Origin of the sequence: Saccharopolyspora sp. NFXS83 (assembly GCF_026241095.1) — a bacterium.
Classification (GTDB): Bacteria; Actinomycetota; Actinomycetes; order Mycobacteriales; family Pseudonocardiaceae; genus Saccharopolyspora_C.
The window spans coordinates 87,465-104,498 of sequence record NZ_JAPFGB010000013.1; the positions used below are offsets into that span (position 1 = coordinate 87,465).

The following is a 17,034-nucleotide window of genomic DNA, read 5'->3' on the forward strand; positions in this document are numbered from 1 at the left end:
GCGGCGTCACCCGATACGGGTCGAGCCCTCGCCGTCCACGATGACGAGGACTTCCCGGGCAACGAAGATTGCCACGAACGACCGAGGTGATGATGAGCGACGATCCCGCCCGCCGCGGCGCCGAGTGGCTGGAACGCACCTACGGCGGGCTGGTCACCCTCACCAGCGACGAGCCGCTGGTCGATGGCGAGCGCAACCTGCTGTTCGGCTGCGACTACGCGACCGGTTCCTCCGAACCGCTGCTGGCAGCCACGATCGCCGTACCCAAGGACGGTCGAGACCCGTTCCCCGTGGCCAACGCGGAACCGCTGAACGAGGACATCAACGTCGCCGACGCCGGCGCCGGGTCGTGGCGCTGGCGCAGCAACGCGCGGGGCTGCCTGATCGCGACCGACGCGGCGGTGGACCACCGCCCGGCTTCGGCGCTGCCGTGGGAGCCGATGGACGAGGCGCCGGGCTGGTGGGGCCGGATGCTGGCCAAGCACTTCCCGGACGCCGAGCTGAGCACCTGCTCGACCTGGCAGGACGCCACCTCGATGATCGTGGAGGGCGGACCGGGCACCCGGGGCGTGATGTGGCTGCGCAGGCAGCTCGGCGGGGTCGAGATCACCGGGCACCTGCTGTACGCGTTCCACGACGAGGACCAGGTCATCGTCCTCGACGGGCAGCAGGGAACGCTGGCCAGCCTGAACGACGACGAGGTCGCGCAGATCGAAGTGGCCCGCTTCCACCGTCCGCTGCCCGGGGCGGTCGAGATCCCCGTAGCGCCGTGGGAAGGCGCCGCGGAGGACCTGGAGTCCGCGATCGGCAAGGCGGAGAGCTGGCTGGCCCACACCTACCTCGGCGACGCGGTGCTCGTCGAACCGGACGCCGCGGACGAGATGGAGCGGGGCTGGCTGTTCGCCTGCACCACGCCCCGGTTCCTGGAGTCGGGTGACTGGCGGGACCAGATGCTCGACGCCGCGCTGGTGGTGCCGAAGGAGAGCGGCGAGGCCCCGTTCGGACTGCCCAACGACGACCCGTGGGCCTACCTGTCGACGTGGGACGGCGGTGCCGATGACCTGCCCGAACCGCCGCTGCCCGCCAACGCGGCGTGGTACGAGCCCACGGTCCGCGAGCTCGGTGAACCGCTGAGCACCTCCGTGCACCAGCACTGGGGCGACGTCCTGTCGGAGCTGTCGGAGGCGCCGGAGGGCGCCAGGGCGCTGGTGTGGGTTCGCCGCCAGGACGCCCGCGAGCGCGAAACGGTGGGCAACCTGCTGGTGGCGACGCAGCGGGACGGCGGGGTGCGCGTGGTCGATTCGTTGGCCGAGCAGGGTTTCCCCGCCTTCGACCAAGAGCCGCTGGGACTGCACGTCGTGCGCTTCGAGTAGCGGGTGCGAACCGGAGACCGAGGAGACCGGGTGGACGAGCAGGCCAGGACCGACGAGCAGATCTGGGACGACGCGCTGGCCGACGCGGCTGAGCGCGCGGAGTTCGGGGAGGGCGATCGGTGGTATTTCCTGCTCGACCCCGCTTGGGAGCAGGAGGACGATCCGCCGCCCGCGGCCGTGGTCGGCGGCTGGTTCGTGGACGGCGCCGGCGAGACGGCCCTGTTCCGGGCCAATCCGAGCTACGAACCGTCCCGGCCAGGTCTGCCGACCGATCCGGTCGACGCCGCCCTCCAATTGGCGGTCGAGGACCGGATCGACGGCGCCGAGGTGCTGGAGCGGCTCTCGCAGGTGGTGCTGGCGCTAGCGGTCGATGAGGAGAACAAGACGGTGGTGACCACCTCTCCCGACGACGTGCTCTCGGTGCTCGTGGCCACGTCCCCGGCGCACCAGCGCCGGGTGCCGGAAGCGCGGTGGGTGGAGGTGACCGTCGACGAACTGGCCGATGGGCTGCCGGAGTCCGGCCTCGACGTGCTGCTGAACCCCAACGCTCCGGCGTCGATGCGGGTCGAGGCCGGAGCGCTCAAGGACGCGTTCGCGACCGGGGCCGGCGACGCTGCCGGTGAACACGAGACGGTGCGGACTCGCTGATGGCCGTGTCCCGTGATTCCGGTGGGTGGGATCGCGCACGCAGCGGGGCGGCGGGTGGCGGAATCTTCACTCGTGCCACGGCGAACGTGCCGCCGGAGCCTCGACCGGGACAGCGGTGGTGAGGCTCAGCTCGCGGGGGTGGCCGCGAGGTCGCCGCCGAGGTCCGTGGCCCACTGGTGCCACGGCCCGGTCGCGGGTCCGTTCTGGCGCGCTCGCGTCAAGGCCCCGTCTTTGCCGATCCCGTACACGACCATCTTCCCGACGGAGTCCTTGACCGCGGCGGTCAGTTCGACGACGTCGCCCTCGTGGGAGCGCCAGGTCGCCCAATCGATGCGTTCCGGCTCGACCTGAAAGCTCTCGTAGACCGCTCCGTCGGCGTCGTGGGCGAAGACCACGAGCCCACCTTTGGCGCCCATCGCGACGACCGGCCGACCGGCGAACGTCCCGGGACCGCTCTGCCACTCGCGCCAGTTGCGCCAACTCGTCCACGCGTCGGTCGGGGTGGCGCGTTCGCTGCTCTGCACGAGCGCACCGTTCGGGTCTCGCGCGAACAACTGCAGGTTGCCCGCCTGGTCGAGGACCACCGCCGGTGAGGTGTCCGCGATTCCGGGCACCTTCGACGCCGGGCCCCAGTCGTCCCCACCGGACTGCACGTGGGTTCGGACCACTCCGTTGCGACCCAGCGCGAAAACATGCAGCGCGTGCTCGTCGTCGACGTGCACCGCCGGATCGTCCTCGATCGCAGGTCCGGGTAGCGCCCTCGGTTCGCTCCAGACGCCCTCGCCGGCCACGTCCTCGTGTGTCTCCCAGAGCTCTCCGGTGGTGGACCGGGTGAACACGTGCAGCCTGCCCATGGCGTCCTGGGCCGCGGCGGGAGTGCCCGTCAGCCCCGCACCGCCGAGGTCCGTCCACCTGCCCGGCGACTCGGCGTCCGCTTCGATCTGCGGGTTGTACGACAAGGAGCCGTCGGTGCCGACCACGAACGCCGCCATCCGCCCGTGGATGTCGGCGACGGTCACGGGGTTCCCCGCGGCGCTCCCGCCGAGGTCGGTCCACCCGGACATGGCGTCCTCCGCGGGCACGAGCTGGTGGGTCCGCACCACGGTGTCGTGCTCGCTCCGGGCCACGTGCAGCAAGCGCCACTTGCTGTCCAGGCTCGCCCGCGCCGCCGGCTGCGTCGAATACCCCGGCTTGTATCCGTCCTCTTCCAGCACAGCCGGGAACGGCGGCTCGCCCAGGACACCCGGCGCCCCGGCGCTCACCACCGACGATCTGACGAGGCCGACCAGTGCGATCGGTGTCGCGATCAGGGCGGCTCCGACGAGGCAGGCCACGACCAAGCGCTTCCGCTCGCCGCTCCGGGAACGGATCTTGGGCAGGGGGGTGGTCGGAGACTCGTCGAACCCGGGCCATTGGCCGGGCTCAGCGGAATCGCGCCTGGATGGAGAATTTCCGGACTGGTCGTTGACCGAGAACAGAGGCACTAGCCACCTCCACGCCATGCAAATTTGGCCATCTGAGATGGAAATTTACCACTGTTGAGGTCGGGTCGGTCGCACAGGGTTGGCGCATTCTTGAGCGGAGTGCGCATGAGCGGGCAATACGGGACTCGGCGATGTACTCGCTCGGCGCGTCCTGGGCGCGCAGGTGATCCCGCCGCGCGACCACACCATTGTGGATGGTCACTGTGGTCGTTCGCCGCCACGCATCCGAGGTCATCGCGAGTGGTGCTCGCTCGGTGCGTCGAGCCCGGTTCCCGGTGAAGTGTGCCGCTGCGTCATGGTCGGCGTCCCCGGCTGCGGGCGGGGCGGCGATGAGGTCCGGCCGGGCGATCGGAGCGTCGCCGACGCGCGAATGGCATGTACATATGTCCACGTTGGATTCCTCGCGTCGCCGCCCGGCTGAGTGGTCGGGGATGGGCCAATCGCGGTCTTCTCGCAGAAATCGATTCAGCTCGCGCCGGTATTCGCGATTGCAGTGAAAGCGCTCTGCCCGATGCAATTTTTTTCGGCTTCCGGGGTTTCGCTGAAACGATATGGACGAATGTTCCCCGTGACGCGGAGCATTCGTGCTCAGCGCGCGTGCAGCGGCAACCGGACCTCGAAGCGGCAGCCGCCCGGTACGTTGCGCACCGACACGGTGCCTCCGTGGGCCTGCACGACCCCCTGCACGATGGAGAGTCCGAGCCCACCGCCCCGCTCCGTGCCGGGTGCGCGTTGCGCGCCCCGCCAGCCCACATCGAACACCGAGCCGATGTTCTCCAGTGGGATCCCGCCGCACTGATCGGAGATCCAGACCATCGCCCAGCCGCGGTCGGCCAGAACGTCGAGCGACACGGTCGTGTTCGCCGGCGCGTACTGCATCGCGTTCACCAGCAGATTGTTGAACACGCGGGTCATCATCCGGTCGTCCACGGCGGCGGTCACCGGCTCGATCCGGTTCGGCCGCAGCCGGATCGAGCGCTGTCCGGCCAGCACGTCGAGACCGGCCACCACGTCGCTGACCAGGTCGTCGAGCGCCACTTCCCGCAGCGTCAGGCGCAGCGTTCCGGACTGGAGCCGGGACAACTCGAACAGGTCGTCGACCATGCCGGTCAGCCGGTCGGCGTCGCCGCGGATCTTGCGGCAGTAGTGCGGCAGGTCGTCGGCCACCCCGTCTTCGAGGGACTCGGTCATCGCGCGCAACCGGGCCAGCGGGCTGCGCAGGTCGTGCGAGATCCACGCGACCAGCTGCCGCCGGGACGCCTCGACGGCCTGCTCCCGGCTCCGGGACTCCGCGAGTTTGGCGCTGGTCACGCGCAGCTCCCGGGCCAGCTCGGCCAGTTCCGCGGTCGGCGGGTCGTCAGCCAGCCGGAAGTGCTGTTCCTGGCCGAAGGTTCGCGCGGCGTCGGTCAGCTGCCGACTGCCCCGCACCACCGAGCGGCCCAGCACCACCCCGATCCCGATGGAGACGATTCCGGCCACGAAGTTCACCGCCAGGTTCGTCGACACCGGCAGTTGATCCGACTGCCCCACCAGCACGATGGTGAGCATGCTCGCGTCCATCGCGCACACGGTGATCACGACGACGGCGACCAAGGACAGGTGGACCGAGTGCCGCCGGAGCACGCGCAGCACCGCCGCGCCGATCACACCGACCCCGACCGACTCGCAGATCGCGATCAGCGCGATCAGAACCGCGTTCACCGGGGTGCCCCGACGCCACCGGGCGGGTCGAACCGGTACCCGACGCCCCAGACGGTCACCAGAGCCGTGGGGCGTGCGGGATCGTCTTCGATCTTGGACCGCAACCGGCGCACGTGCACGGTGACGGTGGAGGCATCGCCGAAATCGTAGGACCACACCTCGCGCAGCAGCTCGTCCCGGCGGAACACCCGGCCGGGATGCTCCAGCAGGAACACCAGGAGGTCGAATTCCTTGTTCGTCATCGTCAGCCTGCGCCCGGCCTTGCTGACCACCCGCGCGGCCCGGTCCACCTCCAAGTCGCCCACCCGCGCCACCTCGCCGGCCGGGGCGACCGGCATCGTGGTGGTCCGGCGCAGCACCGCCTGCACCCGCAGCACCAGCTCGCGCGGGCTGAACGGCTTGGTCAGGTAGTCGTCCGCGCCGGCACCCAGCCCGCGCAGCCGGTCGTCCTCGGCGCCCAGCGAGGTCAGCATGATCACCGGCACCTGACTGCGGGTGCGCAGCTGTTGCAGGACTTGGACGCCGTTCAAACCGGGCAGCATCACGTCGAGGATCACCAGGTCGGGTGCCATCTGGTGGGCCAGCTCCAAGCCGACCATGCCGTCCGAGACGACCACCGGGTTGTAGTCGGCCCGTTGCAGGTAGTCCGAGATCACCTGGGCCACCGCGTGATCGTCCTCCACGACCAGCACGCGCAATCGTCCAGCGCGTGAGCCGCCGTCCGTCGTCTGGTCCGGCTGCGTCATGTTCTAACCTGTTCTCGATCTTGATCTCGCCGCGCTGCTCGTCGTGGCGTCGAAACGCTCCCGCGACGGCGGTCGAGCCACTTCCTTGCCCAGATCTTCCCCTCGTTGTGTTCACCCGCGCTGACCGGGTGGCAGGTGCGCGCGGCACCCTCGGCGTGATCGGGCCGGGGGCGCCCCTCGGATCGCGCGGACGCCCGGGTGCCCGAACTGCGAAGTTCGTCGATCAGGAATTCCGGACGGGCAAGCGGGTCGCGGTAGTGGGATGCCGCTTCGGTGCTGACGTCGACCGGTCTTTTCGGGTGACGTCGTCGATGCGGTGGAGAGACGTCCGCGCGCCGTGAACCGTGGTCATCACGCTCGCCGCCGACCAGGAAGTTCCTTCGCCAGGCCGGATGCGGGCGAGGACGACCAACGACGATGATCGCGGTGAGCGCGGGAACGAGGATCTTCTTGGGTGCTCCGCGTTCGTGGCCGCCGCCCGACTGCGGTTCATGACACCATGTCATGTCTTCGGGTTACACCGTGGCACTGCACGCGTGTCGGGCGATGGGATGCGATGGGGGCATGACTTTCGAGCCGACTCCCGGCGAGCATTCCGCGCACGTGCCGTTCCGGCGGCGACCCTTCCGGCTCATCCGCGAGAACATGCGGTCCTACCTCGTCATCAACGTGGCCGCTTACGGCCTCGCCCTCATCGGGTTCGCGATCGGACTCGCCGTCCCAGAGCTCCAGGCGGCGCAGTCCGCGTCCATGGAAGCGGACGGCACCGGCGACCTGGTGCGATGGCTGGTGAACACTCCGCCGCTGTTCGCGCTCACGATCCTCGGCGTCAACCTCTTCCGGCTCAGCCTGCTGACCATCGTGGTGCCGTCCCTCATCGTGCCCTTCGCGGGACTCGCGTTCTTCGGGTACTGGGCTGTCGAGACCGGCATCACGCTGGTTCCGACTTCCCCAGGTGGGTGGGTGGCGCTCATCCCCCACTCGCTGACCCTCATCATCGAGTTGCAGGCCTACGTGCTCTTGCTGCTCGGCGCGTACCTCTTGGGCAGGCATTGGCTGTTCCCCCGCACCTGCGGGGCGGAGAACCGACGCCAGGGCTACGTCCGAGGACTGCGGCGGATCGGCCTGCTGGCGCTGCCCGCGCTCGTGCTGCTCATCGTCGGCGCGGTGTGGGAGGCGTACTCGCTGCGGTACCTCGTGTACCCGCTCAGCCAGCTGTTGCTGTGATCTGACCGGAGCCGCGAGCCCGGTGGGGGTGGCCGGGGGTTTCTGGCCTGATCGGTCAAGAACCCGTACCATCGCGGTGTGCCAAGACCTCGGGAGTTCGACGAAGATCGTGTCGTCGAGGCGATTCGCCAGGAGTTCTGGGACAAGGGCTACGCGGCGACGTCGGTGGACGATCTCATGCGCGTCAGCGGACTGGGCAAGGGCAGCTTGTACGGAGCTTTCGGCGACAAGCGCGCCTTGTTCCTGCGGGTCTTGCGCGAGTACAACGACGCCAACGCTCGGATGCTCCAGGAACGGTTGGCGTCCGCGTCGCGGGGCGTCGACTTCGTGCGCGAGTTCGTGCGAGGTCCGAGCTGCGACTCCACCGGGGCGTCCGCCCAGCGCGGATGCCTGTTGGCCAACAGCACGGCAGAGCTGGCGATGAGCATGCCGGATGTCGCGGCCGAAGCCCGGCGCAGCTACGACGCGACCGCCGAGGTGCTGGCGGAGGCGATCGAGCGGGCCCAGCGCGAAGGCGACGTCGATCCCGGCGCGGATGCTGGACCGGTCGCCTACGCGGTTCTCGCCGCCCAGCTCGGCGTGGTCGCGCTCGGTCGGACCGGTATGGGCGTCGACGTGCTCGCTGCTGCGGCCGAGTCCGCCCTGGGGCGGTTGCTGCCCTCGTAGGGGACGGGGTGCTCCGGCGAATATCGGCCCTGCGCCTGGAAGAACGCGCGCTGCGGGTGGATCGCCACTGGTCGCGTGCCTCGTTGCCATCCGCCGGGATCGTGATCCGACCACCGGTGAACGGCCAGGGTTCGAGCCTGGTGGCTGCGGGTGCGCGACTCTTCGTGGCGCTCGTGGTTCGAACGAAGGCGCGGGCTGGCGCGCGAGAGCGAAGCCCTCCCGCGCCAGCCCGGCCGCGGCATCAGATTTGAGCTGCTCCGCCGTCGGCGGCGAGCTCGGAGCCGTTGACGTAGCTCGACGCGTCCGAGGCCAGGAAGGTCGCGGCAGCCGCGATCTCCTCGGGCTCGCCGTGCCGGCCCAGCGGGATGATTCCCTTGGCCTGCTCCAGGGCTTCCGAGGGGACGAGATCGAGCAGGCCCGGTGTGGGGACCATGCCCGGCGAGAGCACGTTGACCCGGAAGCCGTGCTGGCGCGAGCTGTGAGCCCAGCCCCGGGCCAGGTTGCGCACCGCGGCCTTCGTCGCGCCGTAGACCTCGAGGCCCTGTTGCGGGCGCGTCGCGGCGGACGAGCCCGTCAAGATGATGGACGCCCCTGGGCGCAGCAGCGGCAACGCCTTCTGGACGGTGAAGATCGTTCCCTTGACGTTGGTGGCGAACAGGGCGTCGACCTGCTCCTCGGTGACCTCGCCGAACGCGGCCTCGATGCCGATGCCGGCGTTGGCGACCACGACGTCCACGTGTCCGGCCTGCTCGCGGACGGTCTCGTAGAGCGCGTCGAGATCGGCGGGCACGGCGGAGTCGCAGACCACGGCGGTCACCTCCTCGCCGAGCTCGGCGATCGCCGCGTCGAGCGCTTCCTCGCGGCGGCCGGTGATGAACACCCGCGCGCCTTCGTCGCGGTACGCCCGTGCGATCGCGAGCCCGATGCCGCTGCTGCCGCCGGTGACCACGGCGACCTTGTCCGTCAGGACGGCCATGCCGCCCACCTCCCTCGATTATGGACCGTAACGTCCATAACTCTGCCCGATCTGGACCGATCAGTCAACAAAGGTGGCGTGCCCGCCGAGGCCGCGCCGAGGTGCGCAACCGGCTTCGCCGCGCCGAGGCGACGGCGGTTCGATGCGGCTCCACCGCCTCCAGGTGTGCGGCGTGGTTCTCCTTGACGTCCTCGTGAAGGTCCGCCGTCCGCAAGGGGGCGAGCCTCGGCGTGACCGATCCGCGAGAAATTTTGTCGCAAGGATTGTTAACAATCGTGTTCGTCGTTTAGGTTACCGAGCAGGCCGGCGAGGGGCGCCGTGCTGGGAGGACTTGGAGGGGTGCCATGCCCGTCGACGTCGACGGTGTCGCCGCGCGGTCGCGCCGCCGTGGTTCGCAGACCGCGGTCCCGTGCCTGTTCATGCGAGGTGGCACCTCGCGGGGGCCCTTCTTCGACGAGCGAGCGCTGCCCGCGGACCTCTCGACCCGGGACGCCGTGCTGCTCGCCGTGCTCGGGTCTCCCGACGAGCGGCAGATCGACGGGGTCGGGGGAGCGCACCCGCTGACGAGCAAGGTCGGGGTGGTGCGGCCGGGCACGCGGCCCGGTGTCGACGTGGAGTGGACGTTCGGGCAGGTCCAGCCGGGCGGGGACACCGTGGACGTGACGGCGAACTGCGGGAACATGCTCGCCGCCGTGCTGCCGTTCGCCGTCGAGACCGGCATGGTCGTCCCGGCCGGTGATCGCACCACCGCTCGCGTGCTGACCCGCAACACCGGCATGGTCGCCGAGATCGCGATCCGCACGCCCGCCGGTCCGGACGGGACGAGGCACGTCGAGTACGCGGGTGACGCGCGCATCGACGGGGTGCGCGGGGGCGCCGCGCCGATCGAGATCGGCTTCCTCGACACCGCGGGTTCGGTGGCGGGTTCCCTGCTGCCGACGGGAAAGGTGCGCGACACCGTCGAGGTCCCCGGCATCGGGCCGGTGGACGTGACGTTGATCGACAACGGGCAGCCGCTGGTGATCGTCGAGGCGGGACGGCTCGGCGCCACCGGTTACGAGGACCCCGCCGAGATCGACGGCGACGACGCGCTCAAGGCGAAGGTGGAGGCCTTGCGCCTGGTCTGCGGGCACGCCATGGGTCTCGGTGATGTCGCGGCGAAGAACTACCCGAAGATGACCCTGGTGGCGCCGCCGCGGCACGGCGGCAGCCTGTCCACTCGGAGCCTCATCCCGCGGATCGCGCACCGGTCCATCGGAGTGCTGGCGGCGGTCACGGCCGCGACGGCCTGCGTGCTGGAGGGCAGCGTCGCCCACGACGTCGCGAGCGGCGTGTCCGGGACCGAACCGGTCGTCTCGGTGGAGCACCCCTCCGGCGAGTTCAGCGTCACCCTCGTGCTCGACCCCGCCGACCCGCAGCGGGTCGTGCGCTCGGCGTTGCTGCGCACCGCGCGCCTGCTGATGTCCGGCGACGTGCTCGTCCCGTCGTCCGTCTGGAACCCCGTCGCGAAGGAGCGCTCCGCGTGATCATCGACGTCCACGGTCACTACACCACCGCCCCGGATCCGCTCGGCCGCTGGCGCGACGCGCAGGTCGCCGGGCTGACCGACCCGTCGCGGCGGCCCGATCCGGCCGGTCCGGTCATCGGCGACGACGAGATCCGCGAGTCGGTGGAGGCCCACCAGCTGCGCCAGATGGACGAGCGCGGCATCGACGTCACCGTGTTCTCGCCGCGAGCGTCGTTCATGGCTCACCACATCGGCGACTTCGAGATCTCCTCCGCCTGGGCGCGGATCTGCAACGACCTCTGCCACCGGGTCGCCGAGCTCTACCCGGAGCGGTTCGCGTTCGGGGCGATGCTCCCGCAGTCGCCGGGGGCGGATCCGGCCACCACCGTTCCCGAACTGGAACGGGCGGTGCGGGAGCTGGGCGCGGTCGCGGTGAACGTCAACCCCGATCCCTCCGGCGGGCACTGGACCTCGCCGCCGTTGACCGACCGGCACTGGTACCCGGTGTGGGAGAAGCTCGTCGAGCTGGACGTCCCGGCCATGGTGCACGTCTCCACCAGCTGCAACCCGGCTTTCCACACCACGGGCGCGCACTACCTCAACGCCGACACGACCGCGTTCATGCAGCTGCTGCAGGGCGACCTGTTCGCCGATTTCCCCGGGCTGCGGTTGGTGATTCCGCACGGCGGCGGCGGGGTTCCCTACCACTGGGGCCGTTTCCGCGGCCTGGCGCAGGCGCTGGGCAAGCCGGAGCCGGAGGAAGCGTTGCTGGGCAACGTCTTCTTCGACACCTGCGTCTACCACCAGCCGGGCATCGACCTGCTGCTCGACGTGATCCCGCACGAGTCCGTGCTGTTCGCCTCGGAGATGGTCGGCGCGGTGCGCGGCATCGATCCCCGCACCGGGCACCACTTCGACGACACCCGCCGCTACGTCGAGAACGCCGGGCTCACCACCGAATCCCTGGACGCGGTCGAAGAGCGCAACGCGCGACGCGCCTACCCGCGCCTGGACGCGCGGTTGACCGCGCAGGGCCGCTGAACCACCACCCCGCTCGGAGAGGAGTCCGCACCGTGCGCGAACTCGGAGTCGTCCACCAGCACATCCGGCGTGCCGATCGGGCCGCCGTCGAAGCCCTGTCGCAGTTCGGCGTGGCCACCGTGCACGAGGCCTTGGGCAGGGTCGGCTTGATGCGGCCCTACATCCGGCCCGTCTACCAGGGCGCGAAGGTCTGCGGCACGGCCGTCACCGTGCTGCTGCAGCCGGGGGACAACTGGATGCTGCACGTCGCCGCCGAGCAGGTCCAGGACGGCGACGTGGTCGTGGCCGGGTGCACGACGGAGTCCGAGGACGGCTTCTTCGGCGAACTGCTCGCCACCTCGCTGCGCGCTCGCGGTGCGCGGGGACTGGTCATCGACGGCGGTTGCCGCGACGTGGACGAGCTGCGCGCGATGGACTTCCCGGTGTTCTCCCGCGCCATCAACGCGAAAGGCACCGTCAAGGCCACGCTGGGCTCGGTCAACGTGCCCGTCGCGGTGGCCAACGCGCTGGTCGAGCCGGGCGATGTCATCGTCGCCGACACCGACGGCGTCGTCGTGGTGCCCGCGGCCAGAGCCGCCGACGTGGCGGAGGCCGCCGAGAAGCGCGAGGCCGGGGAGGCGGGCAAGCGCGCACGGTTCCAGGACGGCGTGCTCGGCCTGGACCTCTACGGCATGCGCCCGAAGCTCGACGCCCTGGGGCTGACCTACCTCGACTGACGGCTGATCGCCTCACGTGCAACGACGCATGCCGTCCGCCGGGCAGCAGGAGGAGACCCGATGAGCACCACACCCCACGTCACCCCCGGATGGCTGCCTTGGCACCCGGCCCCCAGCCGTCCCGCGTTCGTCCCGCCCGCCGGATCCGTGGACGCCCACTGCCACGTCTTCGGCCCCGCCGCGCGGTTCCCGTTCGCCCCCGAGCGCAAGTACACCCCCGTGGACGGCGGCAAGGAGCAGTTGTTCGCGCTCCGCGACCACTTGGGCCTGTCCCGCAACGTCATCGTGCAGGCGACCTGCCACGGCAAGGACAACAGCGCCCTGGTCGACGCGTTGCGGGCAGCGAACGGCCGAGCCCGCGGAGTGGCCGCGGTGGACGCCGACGTGACGCCCGGCGAACTGGAGCACCTGCATTCCGCGGGGGTGCGCGGTGTGCGGTTCAACTTCGTGAAGCGGCTGGTCGACGCGGCTCCGACGCGGACGTTGCGGACCATCGCCGAGAAGATCGCCCCGCTGGGCTGGCACGTCGTCCTCTACTTCGAGGCCGAGGACCTGCCCGCCCACGAGGAGTTCTTCCTGTCCCTGCCCGTGCCGATCGTGGTGGACCACCTGGGGCGCCCCGACGTCTCGAAGGGCCCCGCAGGCCCGGAGTTCGCCGGATTCCTCGACTTCGTCGCCCGCAGCGGCGCGTGGGTCAAGGTCTCCTGCCCCGAACGCCTGTCGCGGACGGGCCCGCCCGCCCTCGACGGCGAGCGGCACGCCTACGCCGACGTCGTCCCCTTCGCGCGCCGGGTCGTCGAGGCGTTCCCCGACCGCGTCCTGTGGGGCACCGACTGGCCGCACCCGAACCTGACCGGCCACATGCCCGACGACGGGCTGCTCATGGACCACGTCCCCCGGATCGCGGTCACCGCCGAGCAGCGGCAGGCGCTGCTCGTGGACAACCCGATGCGCCTGTACTGGCCCGACGAATCGGCCTGAGCCGCACCAGAGCGACGGCAGGGCAACGACGCCCGCCGCGAGGAGACCGCAATGCAGCACTCCGCCCATTCGGCCGACCGGGCCACCAACTCGGCCAACCGGCTCGACCGGTTGCCGATCTCCAAGTTCCACAAGACCACGATGGTCGCGCTGGCGTTCGCCTACTTCTTCGAGTTCGCCGACATCAACACCTTCGCCATCACCGCGCCCAGGGTGCGCGAACTGTGGGGATCCGACGTCAGCCACATCGCCTACGTGACGTCGCTGTCGTTCGTCGGCATGTTCATCGGCTCGGTCGTGGCCGGTGCGATGGCCGACCGGCTCGGCCGGAAGCGGACCCTGACGCTGACCACGACGTGGTTCTCCGTGTGGTCGCTGGCGACGGTCTTCGCCTGGGACATGCCGTCGATGGGGTTGTTCCGCGTCCTGACCAGCGCCGGGCTGTCGGCGATGACCGTGGTCGCGGTCGTCTACATCAACGAGTTCTACCCGCGGGCCAAGCGCGGCAAGTTCCAGGCCTACGTGATCATGATCGGCATCTGCGGCACCCCGGTCACGAACCTCATCGCCGCGTTCGTGGTGCCGATGGGGGAGCAGGCATGGCGCCTGGTCTACCTGTGGGGCGCCATGGGCGTGTTCTTCCTGCTGTTCCTGCGCAAGCTCGTCGAATCCCCGCAGTGGCTGGAATCCCGGGGCCGCCACGACGAAGCGGAGGCGGTCCTGCGGGACCTGGAAGGCAGGGCCGCGGCCGAGCACGGCGAACTGCCCGCCGCCGGGCCACCGGTCGCCACGACCGCGACGAAACCCGGGCTGGGCGTGCTCAAGGACAAGAAGTTCCTCGTGCCGACCGTCCTGCTGTCGGTGCTGTGGATCACCCAGACCATCGGCTTCTTCGGCTTCTCGTCCTGGGCGCCCACGCTGCTGGCCGCCGAGGGCATCAGCGTGGAGGACTCCATCTTCTTCGTCGCGCTGACCACCGTCGGAGCTCCGCTGGGCTCGTTCTTGGCGGCGCAGGTCACCGACCGGTTCGAGCGCAAGTGGTGCCTGGTCGTGTTCGGCCTGGTCATCGCGGGATCCGGGCTGCTGTACGGGTTGACCTTCGTCCCCGCGCTGGTCGTCGTGTTCGGCTTCACGGTCAACCTGTTCGAGCGCGGCTACACCTCGCTGGCCTACGCCTACTCGCCGGAGCTCTACGACACCCGAGGCCGCTCGCTGGGCACGTCGATCTCCTACGGCGTCGGCCGCCTGTCCAACGCCATCGGGCCGCTGATCATCGCCGGTCTGTACAGCGGCTACGGGTACCGGACCGTCTTCTACTTCATCGCCGGAACCTGGGTCGTGGGTGCGCTCGCGCTGGCTCTGTTCGGCCCGGCGACCCGCAAGATCCGGATGCGGGCCGAGGCGGAACGCGAGAGCGCCGCCCCCGAATCCGCCTGAGGAGCACGTCATGACCGGCTCGCCCCTGCCCGTTAGGATTGGTGCACAAAATTGTTGCCAATAATCGGTACGGGGTAGGGCGAGTGACGACAGCGAAGCGCGACGCCGAGCAGCCGGCCCCGCGAGAGCCGGTGGTCGACGTGATCCGCGAGGCCATCACCAGGGGCGAGTTCGCGCCGAATCAGCGCTTGGTGGAAGCCGAGCTCTCCGAGCAGTGCGACGCCAGCCGAGCGGCGGTGCGCAACGCGCTGGTGCAGCTGGCCACCGAAGGGCTGGTCGAGCGCGTCCAGAACCGCGGCGCACGGGTGCGCGCGGTCTCGCTCCAAGAGGCCATCGAGATCACCGAAGTCCGCATGGTCGTCGAGGGCCTGTGCGCGGCGCGGGCCGCCGAGCGGGTAGTCGACGAGGACAAGGCCGAGCTGCGCGAGATCGGCGAGCAGATGCGCACCGCGGTCTCCGGCGGGGACGTGTGGGGCTATTCCGAGCTGAACAAGCGGCTGCACTCGCTGGTCCTGCGCGTCAGCGGGCAGCAGACCGCGCACGAGGTGCTCAGCAGGCTGCGCGGCCAGAACGTGCGCCACCAGTTCCGGCTGGCCATGCACCCGGGCCGCCCCGCCGTGTCGCTGCCGCAGCACCTGGCCATCATCGAGGCGATCTGCTCGGCCGACCCGACGGCCGCCGAGCAGGCGATGCGCGAGCACCTGCGCAGCGTTCTCGACGCCTTGCCAGAGGTGGGCGGGACGCGCTTCAACGCGGTCTGACCCCGTCCTCCTGGGCGGGGAGGCCGGGCGCGGGGAAGCCAGGCTTCTTCCTCGGCCTCCACCGGGCAGCTCCCGAGGCGAACAGCGATCCCAGGCCCCGGTGCTCGATCCGGTGGGGACGGGTGCTGCCAGGGGGTCAGCTGGTGTGGGCGCCGGTGAGGGCGAAGAACTCCTGGCGGGAGCGGGGGTCTTCGCGGAGGCTCCCCAGCAGGGTGGAGGTCACGGTGCAGGCGCCGGTGGCTTGGACTCCGCGCAGGGTCATGCAGGTGTGCTCGGCTTCGATGACGACTCCCACGCCCTTGGGCTGCAGGTGTTCTTCCAGCCGGTCGGCGATCTGCTTGGTCAGCCGTTCCTGGACCTGGGGTCGGCAGGCGAAGTGCTCGACGATGCGGGCCAGCTTGGACAGGCCCAGGATGCGGTGACCTGGCAAGTAGCCGACGTGGGCGACGCCGACGAACGGCAGCAGGTGGTGTTCGCAGACCGACCGGACCGGGATGGACCGGGCCAGCACCAGTTCGTCGTAGCCCTCGTCGTTGGGGAACGTGGTCAGGTCGAAGGGGCGCGGGGTGAACAGCTCGGCGTAGGCCCGGGCCATCCTGCCCGGGGTGCCGGCGAGGCTCTCGGAGTCGGTGGAGATCCCCAGCGCCTGCAAGAGCCGGCCCGCGGCCTGCTCGGCGGCGACGAGATCGATGCCGGGGTCGGGTTCGTGCACGACGTGCATGGCGGCTGCCGGTTGCATGGGCGAGGTCCTCACTGGTCAACGGGCGAACCGCCCGGTGGGCAGGGCGGTCGGAACTGCCGGGTCACCAGTGGCGCGCACGTGGCGGTGCCCGCCGCGAACAGGCCGCGCCTGACGACCGCGCTGACCGGGAAGCGCTCCTCGGACGACCCTTGCGCCGCTTCCTTTTTCACCAAGAGACGTTAGTTTTATTCGCCGGAAGAAGCAAGACACCAATGCTGGAGCCGAGGAGGGCGGATTCAACCCACTCGTGTTGGTGAAACCGCGCTACGGTGTCGGGATGAGCGCACTCGGCGGCGACGCCGGCCTTCCGATCGCGGCCGTGGCCGTCTTGGACGACGAGCTGCGTCGCGGGATGTACGAGTTCATCCGCCGCGCCCGGCGGCCGGTGGCTCGGGACGAGGCAGCCACCGCGGTGGGGATCTCCCGCAAGCTCGCCGCCTTCCACCTCGACAAGCTCGTCGACGCGGGACTGCTGACCGCTCGGTTCGAACCGGCGGGCGGCATCCGCAAGGTCGGGCGGACCCCGAAGGTCTACGAACCGGCCGACGTCGACATCCGCATCAACATCCCGCAGCGCCGGCACGACCTGCTCGCCGACATCCTGCTGGAGGCGGTGCTCACCGAGGGCGAGGGGGAGACCGCCCGCCAGGCCGCGCTGCGCGCCGCCGACGAGCGCGGCCGGCAGCTCGGCGCGGCCGAGCGGGAGCGCGCCCGCCCCGGCAGGCTCGGCGTCGAACGCGCGCTCACCTGCGCCGAGAACGTCCTGGCCGAGTACGGTTTCGAACCCGCCCGCCCGGCGCCGGGCTGCCTGCGGTTGCTCAACTGCCCCTTCCACCCGCTGGCGGGCAAGGCTCCGGACCTGGTCTGCGGGATCAACCACGCGTTCCTCGCCGGGTTCCTCACCGGGCTGCAGGCACCGTCGGTCGAAGCGACCCTCGCTCCCCGCGCCGGTGAGTGCTGCGTGCAGCTGCACCGAGCCGCCCAGAAGTCCTGACTCCGCTCCCGCGTTCCGCGTCGCGCGGGCCGGG

The 17,034-nt window shown here is 70.5% G+C and carries 16 protein-coding genes; 11 read left to right on the forward strand and 5 right to left on the reverse strand.

The features are described 5' to 3' along the window. Positions 1-92: 92 nt before the first annotated feature. Complete coding sequence (locus tag OOZ19_RS16075; protein ID WP_266090917.1) at positions 93-1,373, forward strand: YrhB domain-containing protein; 1,281 nt, start codon at positions 93-95, stop codon at positions 1,371-1,373. Between the two features lie 30 nt (positions 1,374-1,403). Then, the gene (locus OOZ19_RS16080) at positions 1,404-2,021 is read left to right on the forward strand and encodes a type VII secretion system-associated protein (protein ID WP_266090918.1); all 618 of its coding nucleotides are present in this window, start codon (positions 1,404-1,406) and stop codon (positions 2,019-2,021) included. Between the two features lie 125 nt (positions 2,022-2,146). Here OOZ19_RS16080 and OOZ19_RS16085 read toward each other — a convergent pair whose 3' ends face one another. The 3 genes from OOZ19_RS16085 to OOZ19_RS16095 all read right to left on the reverse strand — a co-directional run bounded on the left by OOZ19_RS16085 (position 2,147) and on the right by OOZ19_RS16095 (position 5,952). Further along, positions 2,147-3,283 (reverse strand): DUF8189 domain-containing protein, encoded by a 1,137-nt coding sequence (locus OOZ19_RS16085; protein WP_266090919.1) that lies wholly within the window; start codon positions 3,281-3,283, stop codon positions 2,147-2,149. Between the two features lie 810 nt (positions 3,284-4,093). After that, positions 4,094-5,206 carry a sensor histidine kinase gene (locus OOZ19_RS16090; RefSeq protein ID WP_266090920.1) on the reverse strand — a complete coding sequence of 371 codons (1,113 nt, stop codon included), beginning with the start codon at positions 5,204-5,206 and terminating at the stop codon, positions 4,094-4,096. Continuing rightward, positions 5,203-5,952: a response regulator transcription factor gene (locus OOZ19_RS16095; protein WP_266090921.1), complete on the reverse strand. Its 750-nt coding sequence runs from the start codon at positions 5,950-5,952 to the stop codon at positions 5,203-5,205. Before OOZ19_RS16095 ends, OOZ19_RS16090 begins: the two co-directional genes overlap by 4 nt. 564 nt (positions 5,953-6,516) lie before the next feature. On the opposite strand from OOZ19_RS16095, the gene OOZ19_RS16100 reads away from it, so the two are divergent. Both OOZ19_RS16100 and OOZ19_RS16105 read left to right on the forward strand, forming a co-directional pair. After that, complete coding sequence (locus OOZ19_RS16100; RefSeq protein ID WP_266090922.1) at positions 6,517-7,179, forward strand: stage II sporulation protein M; 663 nt, start codon at positions 6,517-6,519, stop codon at positions 7,177-7,179. A 78-nt stretch (positions 7,180-7,257) separates the two neighbouring features. Beyond that, positions 7,258-7,845 carry a TetR/AcrR family transcriptional regulator gene (locus tag OOZ19_RS16105; RefSeq protein WP_266090923.1) on the forward strand — a complete coding sequence of 196 codons (588 nt, stop codon included), beginning with the start codon at positions 7,258-7,260 and terminating at the stop codon, positions 7,843-7,845. Between the two features lie 241 nt (positions 7,846-8,086). Here the strand turns inward: OOZ19_RS16105 and OOZ19_RS16110 are convergent, their stop codons facing one another. Beyond that, positions 8,087-8,821 carry an SDR family NAD(P)-dependent oxidoreductase gene (locus OOZ19_RS16110; RefSeq protein WP_266090924.1) on the reverse strand — a complete coding sequence of 245 codons (735 nt, stop codon included), beginning with the start codon at positions 8,819-8,821 and terminating at the stop codon, positions 8,087-8,089. A gap of 344 nt (positions 8,822-9,165) precedes the next feature. Here OOZ19_RS16110 and OOZ19_RS16115 point away from each other — a divergent pair, with 344 nt between their 5' ends. The 6 genes from OOZ19_RS16115 (at position 9,166) to OOZ19_RS16140 (ending at position 15,264) form a co-directional block, all read left to right on the forward strand. Then, positions 9,166-10,347: a 4-oxalomesaconate tautomerase gene (locus tag OOZ19_RS16115; RefSeq protein WP_266090925.1), complete on the forward strand. Its 1,182-nt coding sequence runs from the start codon at positions 9,166-9,168 to the stop codon at positions 10,345-10,347. Next, positions 10,344-11,369 (forward strand): amidohydrolase family protein, encoded by a 1,026-nt coding sequence (locus OOZ19_RS16120; RefSeq protein WP_266090926.1) that lies wholly within the window; start codon positions 10,344-10,346, stop codon positions 11,367-11,369. The genes OOZ19_RS16115 and OOZ19_RS16120 overlap by 4 nt, the downstream gene beginning before the upstream one ends. 32 nt (positions 11,370-11,401) lie before the next feature. Further along, complete coding sequence (ligK, locus tag OOZ19_RS16125; RefSeq protein ID WP_266090927.1) at positions 11,402-12,085, forward strand: 4-carboxy-4-hydroxy-2-oxoadipate aldolase/oxaloacetate decarboxylase; 684 nt, start codon at positions 11,402-11,404, stop codon at positions 12,083-12,085. Positions 12,086-12,145: 60 nt separating this feature from the next. Continuing rightward, complete coding sequence (locus tag OOZ19_RS16130) at positions 12,146-13,066, forward strand: amidohydrolase family protein (protein WP_266090928.1); 921 nt, start codon at positions 12,146-12,148, stop codon at positions 13,064-13,066. A gap of 51 nt (positions 13,067-13,117) precedes the next feature. Next, the gene (locus OOZ19_RS16135) at positions 13,118-14,503 is read left to right on the forward strand and encodes an MFS transporter (RefSeq protein ID WP_266090929.1); all 1,386 of its coding nucleotides are present in this window, start codon (positions 13,118-13,120) and stop codon (positions 14,501-14,503) included. 83 nt (positions 14,504-14,586) lie between these two features. After that, positions 14,587-15,264 (forward strand): GntR family transcriptional regulator, encoded by a 678-nt coding sequence (locus OOZ19_RS16140; protein ID WP_266090930.1) that lies wholly within the window; start codon positions 14,587-14,589, stop codon positions 15,262-15,264. Between the two features lie 136 nt (positions 15,265-15,400). On the opposite strand, the gene folE is transcribed toward OOZ19_RS16140, so the two are convergent. Further along, positions 15,401-16,003 (reverse strand): GTP cyclohydrolase I FolE, encoded by a 603-nt coding sequence (gene folE / locus OOZ19_RS16145; RefSeq protein ID WP_266090931.1) that lies wholly within the window; start codon positions 16,001-16,003, stop codon positions 15,401-15,403. A 280-nt stretch (positions 16,004-16,283) separates the two neighbouring features. On the opposite strand from folE, the gene OOZ19_RS16150 reads away from it, so the two are divergent. Then, positions 16,284-17,000 (forward strand): helix-turn-helix transcriptional regulator, encoded by a 717-nt coding sequence (locus tag OOZ19_RS16150; protein WP_266090932.1) that lies wholly within the window; start codon positions 16,284-16,286, stop codon positions 16,998-17,000. Positions 17,001-17,034: the final 34 nt, after the last annotated feature.